Annotated in this window: 16 protein-coding genes; 4 read left to right on the forward strand and 12 right to left on the reverse strand. The window is 63.1% G+C overall.

The window, feature by feature from the left end; translation table 11 throughout:
• Both CCR96_RS02945 and CCR96_RS02950 read right to left on the reverse strand, forming a co-directional pair.
• On the reverse strand, window positions 1-433 hold a 433-nt coding region (locus CCR96_RS02945), incomplete at its 3' end, for a zinc ribbon domain-containing protein (RefSeq protein ID WP_201217012.1).
• 74 nt (window positions 434-507) lie between these two features.
• Complete coding sequence (locus CCR96_RS02950) at window positions 508-1,239, reverse strand: hypothetical protein (RefSeq protein ID WP_201217015.1); 732 nt, start codon at window positions 1,237-1,239, stop codon at window positions 508-510.
• Between the two features lie 367 nt (window positions 1,240-1,606).
• Between CCR96_RS02950 and CCR96_RS02955 the strand changes: the two genes are divergently transcribed.
• A complete protein-coding gene (locus CCR96_RS02955; protein WP_201217018.1) occupies window positions 1,607-2,647 on the forward strand; it encodes a helix-turn-helix transcriptional regulator in 1,041 nt (346 codons plus the stop codon).
• Entirely contained in the window at window positions 2,644-2,961 is a 318-nt protein-coding gene (locus CCR96_RS02960) for a hypothetical protein (RefSeq protein ID WP_201217022.1), read from the forward strand. Before CCR96_RS02955 ends, CCR96_RS02960 begins: the two co-directional genes overlap by 4 nt.
• A 40-nt stretch (window positions 2,962-3,001) precedes the next feature.
• Here the strand turns inward: CCR96_RS02960 and CCR96_RS02965 are convergent, their stop codons facing one another.
• On the reverse strand, window positions 3,002-3,286 hold the full coding sequence (locus CCR96_RS02965) for a hypothetical protein (RefSeq protein ID WP_201217025.1): 285 nt from the start codon (window positions 3,284-3,286) through the stop codon (window positions 3,002-3,004).
• On the reverse strand, window positions 3,286-3,465 hold the full coding sequence (locus CCR96_RS02970) for a hypothetical protein (RefSeq protein WP_201217028.1): 180 nt from the start codon (window positions 3,463-3,465) through the stop codon (window positions 3,286-3,288). Before CCR96_RS02970 ends, CCR96_RS02965 begins: the two co-directional genes overlap by 1 nt.
• Before the next feature lie 433 nt (window positions 3,466-3,898).
• Here CCR96_RS02970 and CCR96_RS02975 point away from each other — a divergent pair, with 433 nt between their 5' ends.
• Window positions 3,899-5,824, forward strand: a complete 1,926-nt coding sequence (locus CCR96_RS02975; RefSeq protein WP_201217031.1) for a hypothetical protein — start codon at window positions 3,899-3,901, stop codon at window positions 5,822-5,824.
• Window positions 5,825-5,864: 40 nt separating this feature from the next.
• On the opposite strand, the gene CCR96_RS02980 is transcribed toward CCR96_RS02975, so the two are convergent.
• Window positions 5,865-7,976, reverse strand: a complete 2,112-nt coding sequence (locus tag CCR96_RS02980; protein WP_201217034.1) for an AAA family ATPase — start codon at window positions 7,974-7,976, stop codon at window positions 5,865-5,867.
• Between the two features lie 233 nt (window positions 7,977-8,209).
• Between CCR96_RS02980 and CCR96_RS02985 the strand changes: the two genes are divergently transcribed.
• Entirely contained in the window at window positions 8,210-9,892 is a 1,683-nt protein-coding gene (locus CCR96_RS02985) for a hypothetical protein (RefSeq protein ID WP_201217037.1), read from the forward strand.
• On the opposite strand, the gene CCR96_RS02990 is transcribed toward CCR96_RS02985, so the two are convergent.
• The 7 genes from CCR96_RS02990 to CCR96_RS03020 all read right to left on the reverse strand — a co-directional run bounded on the left by CCR96_RS02990 (window position 9,875) and on the right by CCR96_RS03020 (window position 14,963).
• Window positions 9,875-11,245: a ThiF family adenylyltransferase gene (locus CCR96_RS02990; protein WP_201217040.1), complete on the reverse strand. Its 1,371-nt coding sequence runs from the start codon at window positions 11,243-11,245 to the stop codon at window positions 9,875-9,877. The genes CCR96_RS02985 and CCR96_RS02990 overlap by 18 nt on opposite strands.
• A complete protein-coding gene (locus CCR96_RS02995) occupies window positions 11,245-11,871 on the reverse strand; it encodes a hypothetical protein (RefSeq protein WP_201217043.1) in 627 nt (208 codons plus the stop codon). Before CCR96_RS02995 ends, CCR96_RS02990 begins: the two co-directional genes overlap by 1 nt.
• Window positions 11,871-12,398, reverse strand: coding sequence for an NYN domain-containing protein (locus CCR96_RS03000; protein ID WP_201217046.1), 528 nt, complete (start codon window positions 12,396-12,398; stop codon window positions 11,871-11,873). Before CCR96_RS03000 ends, CCR96_RS02995 begins: the two co-directional genes overlap by 1 nt.
• A 588-nt stretch (window positions 12,399-12,986) precedes the next feature.
• Complete coding sequence (locus tag CCR96_RS03005) at window positions 12,987-13,166, reverse strand: hypothetical protein (protein ID WP_201217049.1); 180 nt, start codon at window positions 13,164-13,166, stop codon at window positions 12,987-12,989.
• Between the two features lie 444 nt (window positions 13,167-13,610).
• Window positions 13,611-14,033, reverse strand: a complete 423-nt coding sequence (locus CCR96_RS03010; protein WP_201217052.1) for a hypothetical protein — start codon at window positions 14,031-14,033, stop codon at window positions 13,611-13,613.
• 118 nt (window positions 14,034-14,151) lie between these two features.
• The gene (locus CCR96_RS03015; RefSeq protein ID WP_201217055.1) at window positions 14,152-14,292 is read right to left on the reverse strand and encodes a hypothetical protein; all 141 of its coding nucleotides are present in this window, start codon (window positions 14,290-14,292) and stop codon (window positions 14,152-14,154) included.
• 284 nt (window positions 14,293-14,576) lie between these two features.
• Complete coding sequence (locus CCR96_RS03020) at window positions 14,577-14,963, reverse strand: CRISPR-associated endonuclease Cas1 (RefSeq protein WP_201217058.1); 387 nt, start codon at window positions 14,961-14,963, stop codon at window positions 14,577-14,579.
• Window positions 14,964-15,094 lie beyond the last annotated feature (131 nt).

Below are 15,094 nucleotides of genomic sequence, written 5' to 3' on the forward strand. Positions count from 1 at the left end.
TGTGGATCACTAGGAAGGTGCCGACAGTGCCCGTCCCCTCGCCCGTCTGCACGCGATAACGGTTGTCACCTTGTTTGCTGACCTCATACACCGGCAAACGCCATTGCACGACCTTGCCGATCAACTCGGCTTCCATGTTTTCTCGCTGGATGTCGGTGTAGTCGCTACCAAACACGAACGCCTCCGCCAACTCGCCACGCGGGGAGATTGATGCGGCACTGGCACTGCGCAGACTGCTCAACTCAGTGGCCAAGGCGGCCGCCTTGTCTTCATCGGAGGGGCCGAAAATCACTGTCAGCACGCCAAAGATCAACAGCGCCAGGCCAATGCGGGGCCACAAGCCCATCTTCAATTTTTTGCCGCAGTGCGGACAGTTCTTGGCCGATGTCGCCACCTCTTTGCCACAGGCCGGGCAGGCTTTCAACTTGCTCATCGCGTCTCTCCAGTGTGTTGCCCATCATGGGCGTGGTGAACCAGGGGGTTTTTTGATGACCTGCGTGAGCGCCGTCAGCGCATATCGCAGGTGACGGTGGTCCAGAACCCGAGATCCTGCAGGTCGACGATCTCGCAATCGCTGAACTGATGGGCGCGCCCGACCTCGAGTTTGGCCAGCTCGGCTTCGCGCGACGTCGGGTAATAGAGCACTGCCCGCGGCGTGTCGTTATCGAGTGTGATCTTCAGGCACTGGCTGCCGTAGCGTTTTGAGCTGTCAAAGAAGCCACAGCGGGCGACCTCGGTGATCGTGCCCCAGCCGGACAACGGCTCGCCTTTCAGGGACGCGACCCAGGGCTCGCGTTGGATCTCGCTGCGGCGCGAGAAGTCCTGATTGATCTCGGGGAAGGTCCAGCCGCTGGCCGCCTCGGCGACGGCAAAGGTCTCGCTGGTGGCCTCAGTCTCAACCGCAGCAAGGCGTTGATGCAGATAACGCTGGAAGGTCAGTGCTTCTTTGGCGAAGTGCAGATAGTTCAGCGAGAGGTAGCTGGTCGAGGGCATCACCGCGCCGATCTCGGGTTGGATCACCAGCAGCACGGCATCGAGCTTGACCTGATCCTCATCGACCCTGTAGGCCGGATAGCGACTGTTGGCATTCCAGTCGTTCAGATCCTCCAAGCGCAACCGCGCAAGCGCTGCCCCGGTGAACTGCACGATGAACGAGATCTGCTCCTCACGATTGAGCACGGTGATCGAGACTGCTTGATCGTCATCGGTGTAACGGGCATGCAGTCCGCCCGGTTCCATGATGCTAACCTCGGAGACCGGAATGTGATGGTCAACAGTTGCTTCAGGTCCTCATCAGAATAGGCCGACGCAGCCGCCGTGAGCGGTGCCAGGCAAACACCCGCCACCAGCAGCCGAGAAAACGTCGAGGGCATGGGCATCAACATCAGGGGTCGCTCCAGCTCAGCCAGGTCCGCCGACCCGCGTGCCGGATGGCCAGCGCGGTGCGGATCAGAAGACAGCGATTGTCCGCAAACAGGCGACAGGTCGTGTCGTTGACAGCGGTTGGCCATTTGCGCTAAGGGCGATGGGCTGATCCGTTCGCGATCCTTGGCAAGAGACCAAGCGCGCGTCATGCGCTGTCGTCACCGCAGGTATACTCCAGGCCATGAGCGCCACCTCGCATGATCGGATTCAACGGCTCCGACGCCTGGAGGCGCTGTTACCACGCGCGGTAACGGCGCCGGCGGACTGTCCGGACAGCGCGCGCCTGCTCGAGGTACTGAACGCGGCCTATGGCGAGGCCAGCGAGGGCGCGCGGCGGCGTGCGCTGCAGCGCGATCTGGCGGAACTGCTGCGAGAGGGCCGCATCGAGACGGTCAATGCCGGTGGTCGACCACTGCGCTATCGGCGCACTGGCGATGAGGTCGAGGATGACCCGCTGCTGTGGCACTACACCTTGCAACAGGTGCGTGATCTGATCCGCGAAGCGGTCCCGTCGCGACGACTCGATCGGCTCTGGCAACGCTTGCTCAACGAGTTCGACGGGCCGTTGATCGATGAGCGGCGTCTGCGCATCGTCCCCGACACCCTGCGCCTGCAGCCGGTGGAGCTCTACCCGGAGGTGCTGCAGGCGGTGGTGCTGGCGGTCGCCCAGCCTTGCGCGCTCAAGCTGCTCTATTCCAAGTCCACCGGCGCGCGCAGCGAGGTCGTGATCCATCCGCAAGCGCTGCTGCAACGCGGTCCGATCGCCTATCTGTTTGCCCTCAAGGAGGATGAGCCAGCGCCGGTACGGCTCTATGCCCTGCACCGGATGATCCGCGCCGAGGCCCTGACCACCCAGCCGGCGCGCACAGCGGAGGGCTTCGATCTGGATCGGGCGATCGCCGAGGGTAAGGTCGACTTCGGTCAGGGCCGGCTGATTGAGCTGGAATTGCGGGTGAGGGGCTATCTGGTGCCCTTGCTCAGCGTCTGCCCGCTGAGCGCCGATCAGCAGCTCGAGGATGAGCCGGAGTCCTCCGCCTTCACCCTGCGGGTTTCAGCGCAGGTACCCTCCACCGGGCAATTGCTGCGTTGGCTGCTCGGTGCCGGGGATAATCTGGAGGTCATCGCGCCGGCGGAGCTGCGCCATGTGATGACCGCGCAGTCGGATAAGGTGGCGGCACTCTATCGCTCGCCTGAACAGGCCGATGTCGCTGATTACCGATGAGCATCGTGCCACCACCCTCCCCGGTTGAAGACCTGATCGCGATCCAGCTTGCGCTCGCGGCCTTGATTGTGTGGCTGGTGGTCTCGATCGAGCGGCGCTTTCATCGCTGGCCGTTGATCACCGCTGCTAGTCTGCTGCTGATCCTGCTCGTCTGGCCGCAGCCGCTCTGGCGTGCGCTCTGGACCCTGGCGTGGAGGCTCCAGGCCCTGCTCGAGGACCTGGGGCTCCTGGGTCTGCTCGCACTCATCCTGCTGTCCGTGGCCGCGGCCCTTGGCGATTCCGCGCTGCGCGCCTGGCTCCAGCGCCGATGCTAAGTACCGAGACCGACACCACCCGCGCGCCGCGGTTGACCCATCAATGGGTCTTGGTTAAGTGCGGAGTATCGTCATCATCATCCACAATCAAATCCCGACCATGAGTATATTGGTATAATTCATTGATGTAGTTTTTGTAAAACGCTTTAAAATGGGTGTACAGCGCATCGGCGTCACCGGGATAGAGCGCTAACAGTTTCTTGTTCCAAGGAATCTGCGAAAAGAATGTTTTACTATCCTTGTATCCATCGCTAATCTCAAGAAATTGTTCATCATTGAAGCCTTCGATTGACGTATAGCAAAATTCAATCACCGTCATTGGCATTAATAGATCCGTACGCCAAAAACATAGTCCAATATCTTCGGGTTGATGCCATCTTCAGTGTCAAACTCCTCCTTGAGAAGAGCCAGATACGCCGGATCATTCATGAAGGCTGGATTTTCAATGGCCGTGATAAAGGTGTTTTTAATGGCTTCATATTCTCTTTGATTGAATGTCTTCATCGTAGAACCTGTGTGAAAGAGACCTGCTGGACCAAGGCGGCGAACCTCCACGATCGCCCGATTGTGACCGACCTGTTCGCCCCCGCGATCATCGACCCTATCGACCGGTTACCCCTTGTGCTGAAGGCGCTTGGTTAACAACGCCCGCTGAAGCGGATGTTTCGACCACCGTTGGCGCGAGATCGGCGATCGGGCAGCGCGTGACCTGCTCGGCGGCGCCCTCTCAGTGGGGTCCGCGGACCGGAGGACCCGTGCGGTACGGCACAGGAGACAGCGATTGTCCGCACAAAAGCGACAGGGCCTGTCGTTGACGCCAGCGGGGAATCCGCGTTAACACTGACCATCGCCTTGGTGAACACCACCGTTTTTGCGATCGCGGCACGCAGAGGGCGGTCACTCACTGACCGCTCACCGACTCTGAAGGACACACCACATGCATCCCACTGAACCTGCCGCGCCAACCACCCCAGCGGGCACTGGGCTCGCCATGATGACGATCGGGCTGCTGTTGAGCGGTTTCGTGCTGTTTGCCGCCGTGCAGGCTGTTACCGTTGCACCCTGCTGGGCAGCGCTCGCGCTGCCGATCCTCATCGCCGTGCCGATCTGGCTGGCCATGCGTGAAGCGGCGCTGTTCAACCGCCGCGCCCTACTGCAAGGCGCGACCACCGCGGAGAGTCGCGTGCGCAGCCTGTTGTGGCAGGGACATGTCAGCAGCGCCCTGCTGCTGGTGATCGCGATCGGCTGTGCGGCCGTGCTCTTGGCCTCGGCCAGCCTGCTCAGTGCGACCCACTGGGCGGTGCTGTTCGCCAACCTGCTGCTGTTGCCCTGGCTATATCAGGGCTTCCGTCGCCGCCTGCAGTCGGAGAAGCTGCGCCCAGCGGCACTCGACGTTGTCACCCGTGGCTGGCCATTGCTCTGGAGCAACATGTTACTGATCGCGCTGGCCTTCTTCGTCATCGACTTCGCGGTGACCGGTGCACCCGACACCCGGCTGGCCCACTGGGGCAGCCTCATGGAGCAGACCTTTGCCAGCCACAGCGAGCAGACCACCTGTCCAGCCTTCGGTTGGCTGATCGGGGGATTGGCCGTCCTCGAGCAATTCAGCTGGCACTGGGCGCAGGTGATCATCCCGCAGCTGAACGACCTGCTCCTGCAGCTCTTCGCCTGGGTGCTCTTCTTGTTGCACCTTGGGCTGCTCGCGCTGACCTTCACCCTCTATGTCATCGGCATCATCGCGCTGCTGGAGCGCCGCAGCCGCCCGGTCGATGCCCTGCTTGGCGGCGGCACCCTGGCCAAGACCTTCCTGATCACCATCCTGATCCTCGCCCTGCCCGGGCTCTATGCCAGCCTCAAGCTGCGGGATCTGGATCTGGAGGCGTTTCAGACCCTGCCTGAGCCCCTGGCTGAGCGGCTTGATCCCTGCCATCCTGATACCGAGGCGCGGGATGCGCTGCGTGCCAACCTCGATGCCGAGTTGGCCGCCGAGATCGAGGTCATCCATCAACGGATGGCGCGCCGCGTGGACACCCAGGTCGACGCGCTGTTCGCTAAGCTCGACGGCGGCGTGGATGATTACCTCGACTGGTACTTCACCGTCGCTGGCGACTATCAGCGCTTGGGCGCCTTGATCGCCGGTGATCTGGGAAAGCTCATGTCCCAAGAACTCGAGCAACGGGTCTTCGCAGACACCGGTTTTCACGCCGAACTGCAGACCCTGCATACACAGGTGCTCGAGCTGGCCGATTCCCGGCTCACCGGCTTTGCCAAGGGGCTCGGACAACAGCTTTCCGACTGGCAGTCGACATCCCCTTGTCGTCCCGACCTACTCAACCTCACCGGGGTGCTCGGCCTGGAGGATGGTGTGGTGCGGGCACTGAGCGCCGCCGGCATCGGGGCCACCACCGGGACGACCGCTGTGGCCGCCGGCGTGCTGTCGAAAAAGGTCGCGGCCCAAGTCGTTGCCAAGGTGGCCGGAAAGAAGAGCTTCCAACTGGCGTCCAGCGTGCTGGCGAAACTAGCGCTTAAGAAAGGCACCTCTGCCGGCAGTGCCTTGGCCCTGGGGTTAGGAACTGCCGCTGTCTGCGCACCCTCCGGCCCGGGCCTGATCGTCTGTGGCATCGGCGGGCTCGTCATCGGTGTTGTCACCACGATCGCCGCCGATAAAGCCTTCGTCGAGATCGATGAGGCGCTGTCTCGGGAGGAGATGCGCGCCGACATCCTCGATGCGCTCAACGATGCGAGGCAGACCACTAAAGACAGCCTCAACGCCCAGCATGAGACCTGGCTGCTGCAGCTGGGCAGCCGGTTCAACGCGACTCTTGATGGCAGCTTCGTACCGCTGCGCGACGGCCTGCGCTAAGGCCCTCGCCCAGCGGCGGTTCAGTGACCGAGCATCCAGCTCAGAAGTTGGCGGCAAACCCGATCGGCCGACGGGTCTGCTCGGGCTCCTTCAACGCGATCTCCGCGACCAAACCGTCATAGAGCGTCTGCGGCGTCAGCGGCCTCGACGCCAAGCGCTGTGCGCGTACCAAGGTCGCGAAATCCCCCGGGGTCAGGCCGCGCAAGTCGGCCAAGCGCGCCTGCCAGTGCTGCGGCTGCGTCAGCCGCCCACCGGTCTGGCGCAGACAGTCGCCAAACAGGGTCCAGGCCTGCTCCGGGCGCAGGTAGTCGAAGTGGATCTTCAGGTCGAAGCGCCGCAAGGCCGCGCGATCGAGCGTCTCGATCAGGTTGGTCGAGACGATGAACAGCCCGTCGAAGGCCTCCATCTGGACCAGCAGCTCGTTGACCTGGGTGACCTCCCAGTGCGCGCGCGCCTCGCGGCGGTCACGCAGGAAGCTATCGGCCTCATCTAACACCAACACCGCCCGCGCCTGGTCCGCCTCGCGGAACATCCTGGCCAGGTTCATCTCGGTCCCGCCGAGCAAGGGACTGAGCAGATCGGAGGCCCGCTTGACCAACAGGGGTCGCCGCAGCCGCTCGGCCAGCGCTGCGCCATAGGCACTCTTGCCGGTCCCGGAAGGCCCGTAGCAACAGATGCGCGCGCGCGGATCACGCCGCAGCCCCTGCTCCAGGGCCAGCAGATCCTGATCGGCATTCAGGCACTGCAACCGATAGGGCATCACCTCGCTGGCCCGGGCGCGCGGAAGCAATGGATGGCCCATGGCCTGCAGCGTGCTGTTGAGCACCCGCTCCAGATCCGCCTCCACCTGCTCGGAGCGACGATCGCCAAGGCTCGAGACGCTGTTGACGGCCTGCTGCAGCACGGCCGCAGAGAGTCCAGTATGGCGGGCGATGCGCTGTTGCCAGGGACGCGACACTGGCAGATGTCCGGTCTGCGTGCGGATCAGGCGCTCACGCACCGCTTGCGGCGGCACCTCCACCTCGATGATCTGGGCAAAGCGGCGCAGATAGGCGGGATCAAGCCCGTCGATGCCGTTACAGACCCAGAGCGTCGGGCGCGGATTCTCCTCCAGCGTGCTGTTGATCCAGCCCTTGGTCAGCGGCGTATTGCCGAGGTGGATGCCAATCGGATGCGGAAACACATCCTCAACCTCGTCGAACAGCAGCAGGGCCTGTTCACGCTGCGAGAGCACCATCTGCGCCAACCGGTAGTAGCGCAGGCGCTGTTCACCGTTGAGCGGATCACCGGCCTCATCGGCGTTCGGCACCGCATAGAGCGGTACGGCCATCGCCCCCGCCAGTGCCTGCATCAGCTCGGTCTTGCCGGTGCCGGGTGGCCCATAGGCGAGGATGTTGAGGCCGCGGCGCTGTTGCCGCAGACCGGCCTCGAGGAGGCGGCGCAGCAGGCGGATCTCCGCGCGCAGATGCGGGTAGTCCTTGAGCCCGAGGTGAGAGGCCGGCGCGCTGGGAATCCAGCGCTCGAGCAGGCCCCGGACCTCTTCGGCGCCGCCGCACAGGGCCTCGGCCATGCCCTCGAGCAGCGCGAATTTCTTCGGCAGTTCCTGGCGCTCCTTGCGATCGAGACTCAGCAGTCCGGAGCGCGCGAGCAGTCCCTGGGGCGACAGGGCCGCGCGGACCTGCAACTCCGGCTCACCGAGCAGCGTGGCGGTGATACGCACCAGATGGTGGATGTCCATCTCGCCGAAGCACTTCGAGGCAAGGGCCGAGAGGCCACCATGGGCATTGACCATGGTCGCCAGCCCCAGAATGCGCTGTTCGATCGGCGCCAGACCCAGGGTGTCGGCCAAGTACCGTAGCCCCTCATCGAGCACTGGACCAAAGGAGCCGGGAAAGGGACCCAGCGCTGCCTGGGTGGCCCGCAGTTGTTTGATCAGCGGTTGCTGCGGCGCATCCAGCTCAAGGGCCTCCTCGCCGAGGCGAATCAGCTCAAGGATGCGATAGGTGGCGTTGTTGCGGTAGTGGGAGGCGATCTCGAGGAAGTTGCTCAGGCCGTCGAGCTCGAGCAGCAGGGTCAGACCCAACCGGGTGGCGGTGTCCTCATCGAGGGCCGCAGGCACGAGAAAGGACGTTTGCGTGACGTCATAGATCATCAAGAAGCTCCTAGCGAGTGGGATGTGGCCCGCGCCAAACGGAGCGGGCCTTTAATGTCTATAAGTCATTGCTAAATCATATAAACTGAATCAGTTCCTGACGGATTGATGCGTCGCTGACTGACAGCGTGCAGGCCCGGGCAGAGGCCGAGACAGCCTCAAGCCGGACAAACGAAAATCGGTATACTCGGGCGGATTAGGCGGCTAAGTCTGCGCCTCGAAACGGACACTGAATGTCGAATCGCTTCGATCTGTTAATGGCCATGGTCTCGCGGGACCCGCTGGTTCTGGCCAAGTTAGTGCGCACCCTGCGGCCGAGGCGGGTGCTGTTGTGCAGTACGCCGCATGCCAGCGCGAGCGGCTGGACGCAGGCCGCCGAGCGGATGCTCATCGCGTTCCAGCACAGCCATCCTGACTCCCTGATCGGCTTTCAGGTCATCGCCCTGGATCAGCCATCACTGGCACAACGCATCGCGCAGTATCGCCAAGCGCTCACCGACGCCGGGCACGGCCTGCTGAGTCAAGGCGCGCGGATCGCCCTGGATTGCACCACCGGGCAGGGCCTGTTCCACATCACCGGCGTCGAAGCCCTCAAACAACTCGCGGCGGCGCTCCGGGGCGAGGTCTTTGCGGCCTACTGTGATGCCGATGATGGTCGGGTGTTGCTCACCGACACCGTCTCGCCCGATCAAGGCGTCGTCGAAGTCCCTATCGAGCTTGAGTTGACGCCCGGGCGCGAACTGATCGAGCGGTTCTCCATGTACGGCGTCGACCCCCGGGACGGCGAGCAGCTCTGGCAGAGGCAGGGCCTGGATGCATCCGCGCATGAGGCGCACTGCGCCCTCTATGACGCGCTCTGTCATGACCGTACACTGCGGCTGCTGTTCAGCTCCTACATGCCGCAACTGCGTGCCTGGAAGCAGGCGCGCCCGAGTGCCCAGGCGCCAAGCAGTCCACAGTCGTTCTCCTCCTGGATCAAGGACCAGGCCGACGCCTTCGCGCGCAACGCGGCGAGCAAGGCCCGCAATCCGGCTGCGCTGCCGCAGATCCACAGCGACTTCGTCGCCCTGCTGCGCAGCGTTGTGACACCCTATGACGATCTGCCAGGCTGGCAGGCGCAGTGGAACCGTGATCCCAGACTCAGCGTGCTGCGCCGCAGTGCTAATGAATATGCCGGGCAGGTACTGTTCAAGCAGTTGCGTCAGCAGCAGCGCTCATCGCCGCAGATCACCGAACTCAATACTTGGGCCATGCAGCAGCCAAAACAGTTCATCGACGCCTTGTGCCAGGTCTTGATGTCCGCCTCGGACCCGGTCGAAGGTTCGGTCTTCGCGGCTGCCTCATCAGACGAATTCAAGCGGTTCCTGCGCGATATGCTGGCCACCATCGACCTGCAAGACAGCCTCAAGACGCTGATATTAAAGTCGGAACGCTTGTCGTTCCTGTTCGAGCGGTGCATCGGGCACGCGGTAGTGCGTGGACTCGAGCGTCATCGGCTCGATAGCGTCGCGGGTGTCTGGCAAAACGTCCGCCTCTGTCGCGAGGATCGGTATCTTGCGGAATTCGACACCCTGATCCTGTTCCGCGATGGTCGGCTCACCGTCTTGGAGTCCAAGCTCCACCCCGAGAGCGCCGATCATAAAAAGATTGAAGCCAACATCAAAACCACGCGGGATTTCGGCGGTGCCTACAGTGACTATCTGCTCGTCTACCCCCTGACCACTGCGGATCTGAACGCATTGCAGCAGGCGTCCTTGGCCACCGAGCAAGGACGTGCGCCATGGATTCAACGCGGCATGCAGGATGTGCACGCCTGGCATCAGTATCTGCTGCGTCTCAGCGGCGCGCGCGATCAACGTCTACTCGGCCTCGATGCGCTCGAGCAGGTCTTCGGCGTCTCACCATCGCCCGCTTGAGTCGGCAGCGCTCCGATCGGTTGCCGCCCCCGTGGCCTGAGCCCCGCAGACCTCGCAATCCAATCCAGCCGGCAAGCGCTCGAGCGCGCGGATCGCGCCGGATTGCAGGTCGATCTGCAACAGATCACGCACCCCAAGACCGGCAGCGCGCCGCTGGATCTCGGTAACCAGCATCCCTGCCGCGACGGCGTTGAGACTCATCACCGCCGGCGCCGCCACATCCGGCAGATAACCGGCGCTGCGCGCATGCGCAGCTACCGCATCACCGGCATAGGCACGCGCCTCGATCGACGCCTGTGCCGGCGATAGCCGACCACTGCAGATGGGGCAGTAGCGACCGATCTCGGCGCCAGTGACCTCAGCGCGCAAGCCAATGATCGACCCATCCTCGCCCAGCGTGATATCGCTGCCCGCCTGCAGATACTCACGTCCTGCATCCAGCGCAAGCTGCAGCGCCATGGTGCGGCTGAGGTCGTTATCGGTCACCGCAAGGATCAGATCACAGTGCTGCAGCGCCCGCTGCGCCGCCTCCGAGCGGTAGATGTCCTGTCGCCAGGCCGAGACCTCTGCCTCATGGCCCAGGCTGCGCGCGATCTGCTTGATCAGGCGCTTGCCGACCTGGACCTTGAAGTGCCCAAGGTCACGCTCCGTCACGCTCGGCAACCGATTGAGGTTGGTGATCTCGACGGTGTCGTGATCGACCAGCACAAACCGACGAAATCCGGCGCGCGCCAACTGCTCCGCCACCAGCATGCCAAGGCCACCGACCCCGACCAGACCCACCCGCAGTTGTTCAGCCACCTGCCGCAGACCGGGACCAAACGCACGCTGGCGATCCAGTGCCGGCGAGACCACCTCTGCACCGCCCGCCATCGGCGCCAAACCCAACCACAGCTGCGCCGTGGTCGCTTCACCGCGGGTCCACAGACGCGCGCGCGGGACACCTTGAGCAGGCCACACCAGACTCCAGTAGTGCGCTATGCCCTGCGCGTCGAGCCACCGCGACAACGCCGACTCGGCCGCATCATCGGTGGCGCTGAAGTCTGCGATGCCCGGCGGATGACTATGCAGATGCACCGCCTGCCAACCTTGCCCGGCGAGCTGCACCATCCACTGGTTGAGCGTCGACGACGCCCGCTCGGTCAGTACCAGGCTGGCACCGGAGGCGCGCTCGTAGTCCTGCGGCTCGAGCAGGATCAGCTGCTCCACCAAGGCCGTGGGCGCCGCCGACGCGCTCTGCACCGGGCGCGCCACGGCAAAGGCAAAGCGCTCCTGGAACGGCTGCGGATGCAGCAGCGCGCGAAGCCGCTCAGCCAGCCCCCAAGGAAGACGCAACACGGGTTGGCTGTTCATCAGGCCACCGCCTTGTCAGCGAAGAACGCCAAGGTCACCGACAGGTAGTTGACCAGCGTGTGCCGACCAGGCTGCCAGCCCTCGGCTACCCCGCAGTACCACTGCCAGCCTTCAGCGGCCAGGTTCGGCGCGCCATGATAGGAACGCTCGAACAAGTGACCCGTATCCAGGCGTGCAGCCTGCTCACCCTTGGCCAGGTAGAAGCCGATCGGCGCCGCCAGCGGATAGGTCTTCGGCAGCAGGATCAAGGCATCCGTGCGCAGCCCGCCCGGCAGGGTCAGACCGCGCAGGCGCAGCCGCCAGCCGTCCGCCGAGGTCTGTGGCACCCCGACCCCACCGAAACCGGCACGACGCAGCGCGTCGACTTCGCGCTTGAGCGCCGGTGGCAAAGCCGCGGGGCCAGCGGCCCCCTTCACCACCCGCGGACCGGCCGAGAAGGTATCGCCGGGCTTCAGCGCCACCTCCTTGTCGACCACCACCTCGCCGCTGCGCACGCCCTGATCGACGCCCGAGCGATAGAGCGCCTCACGTGGGCCAAGACCCAGCAGCTGCTCAAGCTCATCACGGCGGATGCGGCCATAGCCGTTGGAGCGCACGAACCCCAGCTCATCGCGTTTCAGTCCCATCAGCGTGTCCCTCCAACATGGTTCAAGACGTCATCGAGGTCGATGATCGAGTAAGCCGCCCGGCGCAGGTCGCTGGCCAGCATCTGTGGGCGCGCCATCACCTCGGTCCGGATGCCGACGTTGCGCAGTTCCCAGACCATCGGCGCGAAGTCACCATCAGCCGCCGCCAGCACCACGAAGTCCGGACGCAGGCGCAGCGCCAAGGACAGCGTCGCGATCACCAGGCGTTGATCGTCGGACTGCTTGAAGGAGCCGTCGGGCAGGCGCTTAGCCGGCGCCGGTACCACCCGCGCGCCCGCCTCCTCGAGCGCGTGTTGCTTGCGGGTGAAGTTCATCCGGTTGGCGGCGATCGCTTCCGGGTTGTCGTCGGGAACGCGCTCGACCAGGGTGACCAGGGTCTCGATGAGATCGACCCCATCACCGGCGATCAGCCCGCGCAGGGCCTCGATCGGGAAGTAAGGATGCCCGAGATCGCGGGCGACGATCTCGCAGGGGGTCAGGTCGATGGACAGTAGCTTCTTGATCATCAGGATCTCCTAAGGGTGAAGAGTCAGGGTGAAGAAGGTTTCAGCAATGAAATCGGTCATGGCGCGAGCCATGCCATGTTGCGAGGGATTGGCGAATGAGAAAATGGCCATCCATGGCCAATGAGGGACTCCTACTGCAACCAAGGAACCTGTGGCAGGCGCAGCGGTGAGGCAGGCCACCGACGTTGACGATCAGTGTCTCGAGCGATCATGGGTGAGTACCTGATGAAGTGAAGAAGGTGAAACAGCAAGGCCAACGACAGCTGATGTCACTGTTTCGCCATGCCGCGATGGAGAAGAGGCCATCCATGGCCGAGGCGCGCGTCCTAGTTGCGCGTTGAGGAGGGCGGCCTGGGCCGCGGGCGAAGGATGTAAAACAGACAGCTCATTGCGATGCGTCTCCGTTGATCAGACGAGGGTGGATGAAGGCTGGACGAGGGTACGGGCGGTCACCCTGTCGCGAAGGAAAAAGCGGGTGAGGAACCAATCCATTGGTGAGAACGGCGAAGCCAGGGTGTGGACATCGCCGAGCCGTCTTCGGTCTGTGAGAGAGGTAACGCCGCTAGGGGTGCGGCGTCAGAGAGGGCGCTAGACGCGGCGGGTACGCCGACCGGCGGCATAGCCCTTGCGGCTGCCGGTGCGCTTGCCGGCGGCGTAGCCCTTACGGCTGCCAGCACGCTTGCCGCCATCGTAGCCAAGGCTCGCCCCGAAGAGCACCAAGTAAACGGCCCCGGCCATGACGACCATGAGTGCGAAGAAGGCTTCCATCGGGATGGTTGCTCCTATGTTGAATGGTTGAGTGGTTGAAGGGTCTGTATCACACTGCCGCGATTGAAAAAGCGCGCTGGCCCACCAAGGGTTTGGTGTCTTGGCCAGCACGCTTCGTCAGGGTTGTTGCTAACGGTTTCGGTAAAATTTTAAGATCAGATAACATCAATAACGTTCGTTGTCAGTCAGGCCATCCATGGCCTAAGCGCGCGTCCTACTTGCGCTTTGGGGGAGCCTTCGGAGGCGGTGGTGGAGGCGACGAACGCCGAGTGCTGGGGGCGGCAGGGATGCGGATAAGCTGACAGCTCATGGTGATGTATCTCCGTTGATCAAACACGGGTGAAGAGGATTGTGGGGTTCATCCTGACGCGAATAAAAAACCTGGCGGTTTGACCAAGCGTTTGGTGACCGCCCTTGGTGCAGGTGAGGTCTCGTCGTCCGAGATCACTGATCCCTGCCCTCACCAAAGTAGAGCGGAAAGGCGCCCTGCGCGATCCGGGTATAGTGTTCAACCGCGCGATCGTCGCGATGGTATTGGCGATACTTGGCCTGAATTACCGCCGTTTTGGGAAAGGTCGCAAAGATCAGCACGGGATCAGAGCCAGATTCCTTGGCAACTTGTTCAACCTCGATGAAGGTTAACTCGTCATTGAGATAGAGACGGGCGAACTTGCGCATCACATACAGGTTGATCGGAACATAGCGGATCTCGGCGTCGTGTATCCGATCATACAGACGCTCATAAGCCGCGGGGTTCAAGCTGATCAACGATGTCTTGCCAGCGCCGGCAGTCACCTCGTTGAGCACTGCGGGAAGGTACTTCTCCGCCAAAGGTTGATGCTGGCTGTCTGGGTGAAAAAATGGCATGCAGGCAATCACTCGTTGCAGATTGAACAGGTCGGCATTTATTCGGGCATCACAGTCACAGGAAGGCCATCCATGGCCGAGGGGCGCTGGCGGGCAGCGTCAAGAGGGCCGCTAGACGCTAGACGCGGCGGGTACGCCGACCGGCGGCATAGCCCTTGCGGCTGCCGGCACGCTTGCCGTCATCGTAGCCAAGGCTCGCCCCGAAGAGCACCAAGCCGACGACTATGGCCACGGCGATGAGGAGTGCGAATGCTTCCATGGTAATGGTTGCTCCGGTGTTGAATGGTTGAAGGGTCTGTATCACACTGCCGCAATTGAAAAAGCGCGCTGGCCCACCAAAGCGTTGGTGTTCTGGCCAACGCGCTTCGGCACAGTGACTGCTAACTGTTTTAGTAAAATTTTAAGATCAGATAAAATGGATAACGTTTTCTAATATCCAGACCGATTGAAGATCGGCTAATTCTGTATCACCCTGTCGCGATCGAAAAACCGGCAGGCTTGACCAAGCTCCTGGTCGATGCCACCGGCGCATCGGGCGCGGTATCAGGCCGCTAGCGGTGGCGTTGGGTTGCTCGCCACCCGCTCCTGCGCGCGCAGCCGATCGAGCAGACGCGCCAAGAGACGACGCATCGGCTTCAGCACCAAGCGCTGGCCCTCGCCATACCAGGCACGGTAGAACAACGCGCGTCCTTGCGTATCGAGGCGCACGCCTTCCTGGTCACTCGAGGTAAACAGCGACGGGCTGAGCAACCGGCGGTGCACGAGCAGGTCATAGACCCAGTCATCGAGCACCGCGCGTGCGGGCTCAATCAGATCCAGAGCCAGCGATTCGCGGTTGCGCTGCAGCGCATGCAGAAAACCAAGCTGCACATCCAGCCCCGCGTGGAACGCCAACTGTGTCGCCTGCCCTTGCGCGAGGGTGTAGCTCAGCGACCAGGGCGAAACCGTTCTACGCCTAACTGACGCACCTTAGAAGCACTTACCCTCGGATCTGGACATTTCCGCGCGTCTGGTTCAAACTGCCGGGCAATGTTGATTGGCGAGGCGGCGCGATGAACCTG

The sequence above is a fragment of the Halochromatium roseum genome (assembly GCF_016653315.1).
Classification (GTDB): domain Bacteria; phylum Pseudomonadota; class Gammaproteobacteria; order Chromatiales; family Chromatiaceae; genus Lamprobacter; species Lamprobacter roseus.

Excerpts from the sequence above, each read along its gene's own strand:
- CCR96_RS03000 (WP_201217046.1), bottom strand. The coding sequence starts at position 12,398 with ATGATCAAGAAGCTACTGTCCATCGACCTGACCCCCTGCGAGATCGTC.
- CCR96_RS02985 (WP_201217037.1), top strand. The coding sequence starts at position 8,210 with ATGTCGAATCGCTTCGATCTGTTAATGGCCATGGTCTCGCGGGACCCG.
- CCR96_RS02970 (WP_201217028.1), bottom strand. The coding sequence starts at position 3,465 with ATGAAGACATTCAATCAAAGAGAATATGAAGCCATTAAAAACACCTTT.
- CCR96_RS03010 (WP_201217052.1), bottom strand. The coding sequence starts at position 14,033 with ATGCCATTTTTTCACCCAGACAGCCAGCATCAACCTTTGGCGGAGAAG.
- CCR96_RS02955 (WP_201217018.1), top strand. The coding sequence starts at position 1,607 with ATGAGCGCCACCTCGCATGATCGGATTCAACGGCTCCGACGCCTGGAG.
- CCR96_RS02965 (WP_201217025.1), bottom strand. The coding sequence starts at position 3,286 with ATGCCAATGACGGTGATTGAATTTTGCTATACGTCAATCGAAGGCTTC.
- CCR96_RS02975 (WP_201217031.1), top strand. The coding sequence starts at position 3,899 with ATGCATCCCACTGAACCTGCCGCGCCAACCACCCCAGCGGGCACTGGG.
- CCR96_RS02990 (WP_201217040.1), bottom strand. The coding sequence starts at position 11,245 with ATGAACAGCCAACCCGTGTTGCGTCTTCCTTGGGGGCTGGCTGAGCGG.
- CCR96_RS02995 (WP_201217043.1), bottom strand. The coding sequence starts at position 11,871 with ATGGGACTGAAACGCGATGAGCTGGGGTTCGTGCGCTCCAACGGCTAT.
- CCR96_RS02960 (WP_201217022.1), top strand. The coding sequence starts at position 2,644 with ATGAGCATCGTGCCACCACCCTCCCCGGTTGAAGACCTGATCGCGATC.
- CCR96_RS03015 (WP_201217055.1), bottom strand. The coding sequence starts at position 14,292 with ATGGAAGCATTCGCACTCCTCATCGCCGTGGCCATAGTCGTCGGCTTG.
- CCR96_RS02950 (WP_201217015.1), bottom strand. The coding sequence starts at position 1,239 with ATGGAACCGGGCGGACTGCATGCCCGTTACACCGATGACGATCAAGCA.
- CCR96_RS02980 (WP_201217034.1), bottom strand. The coding sequence starts at position 7,976 with ATGATCTATGACGTCACGCAAACGTCCTTTCTCGTGCCTGCGGCCCTC.
- CCR96_RS03005 (WP_201217049.1), bottom strand. The coding sequence starts at position 13,166 with ATGGAAGCCTTCTTCGCACTCATGGTCGTCATGGCCGGGGCCGTTTAC.